This window comes from Streptococcus sp. 2342 (assembly GCF_013276795.1).
Classification (GTDB): Bacteria; Bacillota; Bacilli; order Lactobacillales; family Streptococcaceae; genus Streptococcus.
Window position 1 is genome coordinate 1 of the sequence record NZ_VMLR01000016.1, and the last position, 6,416, is coordinate 6,416.

Here is a 6,416-nt window from a genome sequence, read left to right on the forward strand (position 1 = left end):
CAACTCTTACTATTATACAGGCTTTTTCTGACTTGTCAACACCTTTTTTAAAATTTTTTATTAATTTTTTTTTGCATGAATTCCTAATGAGTACAGATGTCAAACTCTTTAAACACAATACGTAAGTCTCTTAATACTCTTTGACGACCTCGGAATCGTTCATTTCTTAAGACGCGTTCTAGCTCTTCTTGTTGCTCTTTACTTTGTTTGTTTCTATAATCTCTTAGGGTTTCATGAAAGAGATAATAATCATCTAGCCACAGACCGCCCTCACTTATACGATGACTGATTTCACCCACTTCTTCATAGGGTTCTTTATTATATCTTCGTTTGTGGCTTTCTTGCTTACGGAGATAATCTAAAATTCGATTCCGGAATTTTGTTTTGAAATATTTACGTAAGCGTGGGATATCTTCTACCAGCCCTTCTTCTCTACTAATCAATTCATGTAGACATATCATTCCCTCTTGATCCCAGTCCGATAACTCCCACAAATGAAGGTAATATTCATTTCTACACTTATATACACTCCCCTGGACTTCTTCATACAATTCTTTAAGCATCATGTTCTCCTTTCTATTTACAGTTTAACAAATCATGAAGCTAATTTGGTTATTTCCCCCGTTCTGTTCCCTACACCGTCTAAACTGCACAAAAAAGAGAGGACAAGCCTCTCTTAGGGTTATAATTCCGCAATTTGGTTTAGGTTTACTTCTGCAACTGTGTCATTACCAAACATAGAGATAATCATTTTCACTTTATTATTATCAATTTCTGTAATCTTACCAGTGTAGTCTGCAAAAGCGCCATCAATAATACGTACAGTTTGACCAACCTCAACATCGAAATCAAATTCTTGTACAGTTTGTCCCATAGATACCAAAATGTCACGAATTTCTTGTTCCAATAATGGAGTTGGTTTTGATCTGTTCCCGTGTGATCCGACAAATCCTGTAACATTTGGTGTGTTTCGCACAACAAACCAAGCTTCATCTGTCATCACCATTTCTACAAGAACATAACCTGGAAAGCGATTTTCTTCTACTTCTTTTCTCTTTCCATTTTTTTCAACTTGCACAGTTTGTGTTGGAATTTCAACGCGTAGAATATTATCCAACATATTATAGGTTTGTGCACGTTGTAATAGATTTTCTTTTACCTTATTTTCATAACCAGAATAAGTTTGTAAAACAAACCACCCTTTATCAAAACTATCCATGATATTTCCTTTCATAAATAGAAGATTTCTAGTGTAAATAACTCCACTAACCTTCTAAAAAATGTTAATAAATCGAATCAAACCTGAAACAATCAACTGGTCAAAAATGTAAATAATTACTACAAAGAAAGCTGTGTATTCCATGATAGAACGAAAATCTCTCCAGCTTTCCTTGCGAGTTGGCCATGTTGTGTCTTTAAGAAGTCTAAAAATATCTCCAATAAAACGCATCGCTCTCTCCTATCTCGTTTCTCTGTGTGTAGTGTACTTACCACAATGCTTACAAAATTTATTTACTTCTAGTCGTGTAGGCTTGGGGTTTCCACTAATCTTGATTGAATAGTTTCTCGAACCACAAACCGCACAAGCTAGGCTTGCTTTTTTTAGTGCCATAACGCCTCCATCTTATCTATTATAACAAGAAAGCTAGGCTTTGACAAGCATCTTAGCGAAATAGATTGACTACCGAATCCCATATTGTTTGAGCCTTTTCCTTAATCTTCGCATCTGAGATAGCCCGGCTAGCCTCATCTACTAGACTTTGCGCACGTCCTCGAATATCAGACAAATTATCATCTGTCTGGCTATTATCATTGGTTTGTACTTGTCTTTTTGTGTTAGCTGGTGCAATTCCATTTTTCTTATATGCATTTTCAACTGTGAAGGTACTTCCTGGCGTATAAGGTAAAATGGTATTGGCAATGTTTCTAAAGACATGGGCTGCACCATTTGAAGTAGATCCTGCTAGATAGTGATTTTCATCAGTGGTCGGAAAACCAAGCCAGTGACTAATCACTACATCCGGAGTATAGCCAATTACCCACTGGTCACTTGTGTATTCAGGATTAAAAACAGCTTCGGTTGTACCAGTTTTCCCTGCCATAACATAATCTGCAGGCGATGAACTAATACCGGTACCGTTAGTAAACGTCCCCAACATCATACTAGTCATCTTGTCAGCTACAGCTTTATCAATCACTCGTTTTTGTGAATTTTTATGGCTCGCAATAACCTGACCACTAGCATTTTCAATTCTACTAATAAAATGAGCTTCCGGCATTAAACCTTCATTTGCAAAGGCAGCGTATGCTTGAGCCATTTGCAGAGGGTTGGTTTCAACACCGCTTCCTAAAGCGACACCAAGAACACGGTCTATCTTTTCCATGTTGAGTCCAAATTTTTCGCCTGCCTCAAAAGCTTTATCAAGGCCCAAATCATTAACAGTGGCAACAGCAGGTAGATTAAGCGATTCTGCCAAGGCTTGATACATAGGAACTTCTCGACTCGTTTTGATTCCTGCATAGTTATCAACCTTATAGCTGTTATACTGCATGGTATGGTTATCCAAGAGCTTGTTCAAAGCCCAACCTGCTTCAACTGCAGGCGTATAAACAACTAAAGGCTTAATTGTAGAACCAGGGCTACGTTTTGATTGGGTTGCATAGTTGAAATTTCGGAATCCAGTTTTATCATTGTCAGCAACTTGACCGACAACTCCACGAACTCCTCCTGTTTTCGGTTCAAGAGCTACACTTCCTGATTGTGCAAATGTTCCATCCTCTGCCCTCGGAAATAGCGATGTATTTTCATAGACAACCTGCATATTTGCTTGATAGTTTTGGTCCAGCTCTGTGTAAATACGGTAGCCATTATTGACAATCTCTTCCTCTGTTAGATTATACTTGGAAACAGCTTCATTAACCACCGCATCAAAGTAAGAAGGATAGCGGTAATCTGAGATTTTCCCTTCATACTTATCGTGCAATTGCGAAGTCATATCAACTTCTGCAGCTTCGGTTTCTTGGTTTTTATCAATATATCCTGCTGCAACCATATTTTGTAAGACAGTGTCGCGACGATTAGTCGAATCTTGTACGGAATTCAAAGGATTATACAGTTCCGGTCCTTTGAGCATCCCTGCCAGAGTCGCAGCTTGATCCAAACTCACTTCTGACGCAGAAACTCCAAAGTATTTCTTACTCGCATCTTCTACACCCCACACACCATTTCCAAAATAAGCGTTGTTAAGGTACATGGTTAGAATTTGATCCTTACTATATTTTTTTGTTAATTCTAAAGCCAAGAAAAATTCTTTCGCTTTTCTCTCAACAGTTTGATCCTGTGACAAATAGGCATTTTTAGCTAGCTGTTGGGTAATAGTAGAACCACCACCTGAACGACCAGCAGTGACAATCGCCAAGAAGAAACGACCATAGTTAATCCCGTCATTTTTATAGAAAGAGCGGTCTTCTGTCGCAATAACAGCATTCTGCAAGTTTTTACTGATGTCAGTCAGCTCAACGTAGGTTCCCTTTTGACCAGACAAGGCACCAGCCTCTTTTTCTTCACGGTCAAAAATGATAGTTCGAGTTTTCAAGGCATTTTGCAAATCATTGACATTGGTTGACTTAGCTACAGCAAACAAATAGGTTCCAACTAGCAAGCCTGCACTCAAACCTAGTATAAGGACAATCTTTGTTAGATGATAGCGACGCCAGAATTTTCGAATTGGACCTACTTGGGCTAATTTTTTTCGATCACTGCGAGAGCGACGTAAGCTAGTAGAATCAGAGTCCTCTAGTTCACTTGTTTCTTTTTTAAAAAGAGAAAGAAATTTCTCAAACAATTTATCTAATTTCATGCGTTTATTTTATCATCTTCATCATAGGAAGACAAGAATTTAGCTATTTCCTATCCAAATAGGGCTTTTTTTGTTACAATATCTGTATGCAATTCACATTTACATTACCCGCCTCTTTACCTCAAATGACGGTTAAGCAATTACTGGAGGAACAACTCCTCATCCCTAGAAAAATCCGTCATTTTTTGAGAATCAAGAAACACATTTTGATAAATCAAGAAGAAGTTCACTGGAACGAGATGGTAAGTCCTGGAGATGTTTGCCAGTTGACTTTTGACGAGGAAGATTATCCCGAAAAAGAAATTCCTTGGGGCAACCCAAACCTCGTTCAGGAAGTTTATCAAGATCAACACTTAGTTATTGTCAACAAACCAGAGGGTATGAAAACCCACGGTAACCAGCCAAACGAAATCGCTCTTCTTAACCATGTCAGTGCCTACGTTGACCAAACCTGCTATGTCGTTCATCGTCTGGACATGGAAACCAGTGGCTTAGTTCTCTTTGCCAAAAATCCTTTTATCCTGCCCATTCTCAACCGCTTATTGGAGAAAAAAGAGATTTCTAGGGAATATTGGGCACTCGTTGACGGAAATATCAACAGCAAAGAACTTGTTTTCAGAGACAAAATCGGACGTGATCGCCATGACCGCAGAAAGCGAATAGTTGATACAAAAAATGGGCAATATGCTGAAACACATGTAAGCAGATTAAAGCAATTCCAAAACAAGACTTCCTTGGTTCATTGCAAACTAAAGACAGGTCGAACCCATCAAATCCGTGTACACCTTTCGCATCATAACTTCCCTATTTTGGGCGACCCTCTCTATAACAGCAATTCAAAGATAAGTCGGCTTATGCTTCATGCCTTCCGACTTTCCTTTACCCATCCACTTACATTAGAAAAATTAAGCTTCACTGCCCTTTCAGATACTTTCGAAAGAGAAATAAAAAAGAATGGATGATTGTGTCATCCATTTTTCCATATAAGAAAAGCAAGACCAAGAGGCCTTGCTTTTTATCGACTCATGAATTATTTAGCAATTTTTGCGAAGTATTCAAGAGTACGAACAAGTTGTGCAGTGTATGACATTTCGTTGTCGTACCATGATACAACTTTAACCAATTGTTTACCGTCAACGTCAAGAACTTTAGTTTGAGTTGCGTCAAACAATGAACCGTAAGACATACCTAGGATATCTGAAGATACGATTGGATCTTCAGTGTATCCGTATGATTCGTTTGAAGCTGCTTTCATAGCTGCGTTCACTTCGTCAACAGTAACGTTCTTTTCAAGAACTGCTACCAACTCAGTTACAGAACCTGCTGGAACAGGAACACGTTGAGCAGCTCCGTCCAATTTACCGTTCAATTCTGGGATTACAAGACCGATAGCTTTCGCAGCACCAGTTGAGTTAGGAACGATGTTTACAGCACCAGCGCGAGCACGGCGAAGGTCACCACCACGGTGTGGTACGTCAAGAATCATTTGGTCACCAGTGTAAGCGTGGATAGTAGTCATCAATCCTTCTACAACACCAAAGTTATCTTGAAGAGCTTTAGCCATAGGAGCCAAGCAGTTTGTAGTACATGAAGCACCTGAGATAACTGTTTCAGTACCGTCAAGAACGTCGTGGTTAGTGTTGAATACAACTGTTTTAACGTCGTTTCCACCAGGAGCAGTGATAACAACTTTTTTAGCTCCACCAGCGTGCAAGTGTTTTTCAGCAGCTGCTTTCTTAGCAAAGAAACCAGTAGCTTCAAGAACGATTTCTACACCGTCGTTAGCCCAGTCGATTTGTTCTGGATCACGTTCAGCAGAAACTTTGATGAATTTACCGTTAACTTCAAATCCGCCTTCTTTAACTTCAACAGTACCGTCGAAACGACCTTGAGTTGTGTCGTATTTCAACAAGTGTGCAAGCATAACTGGATCTGTAAGGTCGTTGATACGAGTAACTTCAACACCTTCTACGTTTTGGATACGACGGAAAGCAAGACGACCGATACGTCCGAAACCGTTAATACCAACTTTAACTACCATTAGTGATTTCCTCCTTATGAAAATCATGAAATTTTTATTGTGAAAAGAGTAACTTGAATCACTACAAATCACCTTTCAACAAACCTATTATATAACTATTTAAGTTTAATTGCAAGTACGGGCATTGTTTTTCTATGTTAGTTTCTTTTTTAGCTAACTTCTCAAAGTAACTTCCACTTGCCTAACCAAAGTGGAAATTAGTCTAAAACGGATTTTTATGGTGGAATTAAGTATGAGACGTTTGAGTTAGAAACGAGGCTCACTATGACAAAACATAAACACCTTACCCTTTCAGACCGTAATGATATCCAATTGGGCTTAGAGCGCGGTGAAACCTTCAAAGCTATTGGACAATCCATTCTAAAAGACCCAACTACTGTTTCTAAAGAAGTCAAACGAAACAGACAAATCCGAGAGTCTACATGCCATAACCTTCCTTGCCCTCTACTCGACAAAGCTCCCTTTGTCTGTAATGGATGTCCTAAAAGAAGACAGAATTGTGGCTATAAGAAGAT

8 protein-coding genes are annotated in these 6,416 nt (G+C 38.9%); 2 read left to right on the forward strand and 6 right to left on the reverse strand.

Translation table 11 applies throughout. The annotated features are described in order from the left end of the window. Nucleotides 1-83: 83 nt before the first annotated feature. The 5 genes from HT689_RS09325 to pbp2a form a co-directional block, all read right to left on the reverse strand. Nucleotides 84-563 carry a sigma-70 family RNA polymerase sigma factor gene (locus tag HT689_RS09325; RefSeq protein WP_173226880.1) on the reverse strand — a complete coding sequence of 160 codons (480 nt, stop codon included), beginning with the start codon at nt 561-563 and terminating at the stop codon, nt 84-86. 119 nt (nt 564-682) lie between these two features. Further along, nucleotides 683-1,219, reverse strand: a complete 537-nt coding sequence (gene nusG, locus HT689_RS09330) for a transcription termination/antitermination protein NusG (protein ID WP_000376739.1) — start codon at nt 1,217-1,219, stop codon at nt 683-685. Nucleotides 1,220-1,273: 54 nt separating this feature from the next. Continuing rightward, the gene (gene secE, locus HT689_RS09335) at nt 1,274-1,450 is read right to left on the reverse strand and encodes a preprotein translocase subunit SecE (RefSeq protein ID WP_001210991.1); all 177 of its coding nucleotides are present in this window, start codon (nt 1,448-1,450) and stop codon (nt 1,274-1,276) included. 9 nt (nt 1,451-1,459) lie between these two features. Next, nucleotides 1,460-1,612: a 50S ribosomal protein L33 gene (gene rpmG, locus HT689_RS09340; RefSeq protein WP_001809375.1), complete on the reverse strand. Its 153-nt coding sequence runs from the start codon at nt 1,610-1,612 to the stop codon at nt 1,460-1,462. 52 nt (nt 1,613-1,664) lie between these two features. After that, nucleotides 1,665-3,860, reverse strand: coding sequence for a penicillin-binding protein PBP2A (pbp2a, locus tag HT689_RS09345; protein ID WP_166727426.1), 2,196 nt, complete (start codon nt 3,858-3,860; stop codon nt 1,665-1,667). Nucleotides 3,861-3,946: 86 nt separating this feature from the next. Here pbp2a and HT689_RS09350 point away from each other — a divergent pair, with 86 nt between their 5' ends. After that, nucleotides 3,947-4,822 carry an RluA family pseudouridine synthase gene (locus HT689_RS09350; protein WP_240148125.1) on the forward strand — a complete coding sequence of 292 codons (876 nt, stop codon included), beginning with the start codon at nt 3,947-3,949 and terminating at the stop codon, nt 4,820-4,822. A 68-nt stretch (nt 4,823-4,890) separates the two neighbouring features. Here HT689_RS09350 and gap read toward each other — a convergent pair whose 3' ends face one another. Beyond that, nucleotides 4,891-5,901, reverse strand: coding sequence for a type I glyceraldehyde-3-phosphate dehydrogenase (gene gap, locus HT689_RS09355; protein WP_173281001.1), 1,011 nt, complete (start codon nt 5,899-5,901; stop codon nt 4,891-4,893). 264 nt (nt 5,902-6,165) lie between these two features. Here gap and HT689_RS09360 point away from each other — a divergent pair. Continuing rightward, the coding region (locus HT689_RS09360) for a helix-turn-helix domain-containing protein (RefSeq protein WP_173226882.1) at nt 6,166-6,416 on the forward strand (251 nt) is incomplete at its 3' end.

Bases quoted from the DNA above. Each gene is read 5' to 3' on its own strand.
- HT689_RS09350 (WP_240148125.1), top strand. From the start codon at position 3,947: ATGCAATTCACATTTACATTACCCGCCTCTTTACCTCAAATGACGGTT.
- gap (WP_173281001.1), bottom strand. From the start codon at position 5,901: ATGGTAGTTAAAGTTGGTATTAACGGTTTCGGACGTATCGGTCGTCTT.
- rpmG (WP_001809375.1), bottom strand. From the start codon at position 1,612: ATGGCACTAAAAAAAGCAAGCCTAGCTTGTGCGGTTTGTGGTTCGAGA.
- nusG (WP_000376739.1), bottom strand. From the start codon at position 1,219: ATGGATAGTTTTGATAAAGGGTGGTTTGTTTTACAAACTTATTCTGGT.
- secE (WP_001210991.1), bottom strand. From the start codon at position 1,450: ATGCGTTTTATTGGAGATATTTTTAGACTTCTTAAAGACACAACATGG.
- HT689_RS09325 (WP_173226880.1), bottom strand. From the start codon at position 563: ATGCTTAAAGAATTGTATGAAGAAGTCCAGGGGAGTGTATATAAGTGT.
- pbp2a (WP_166727426.1), bottom strand. From the start codon at position 3,860: ATGAAATTAGATAAATTGTTTGAGAAATTTCTTTCTCTTTTTAAAAAA.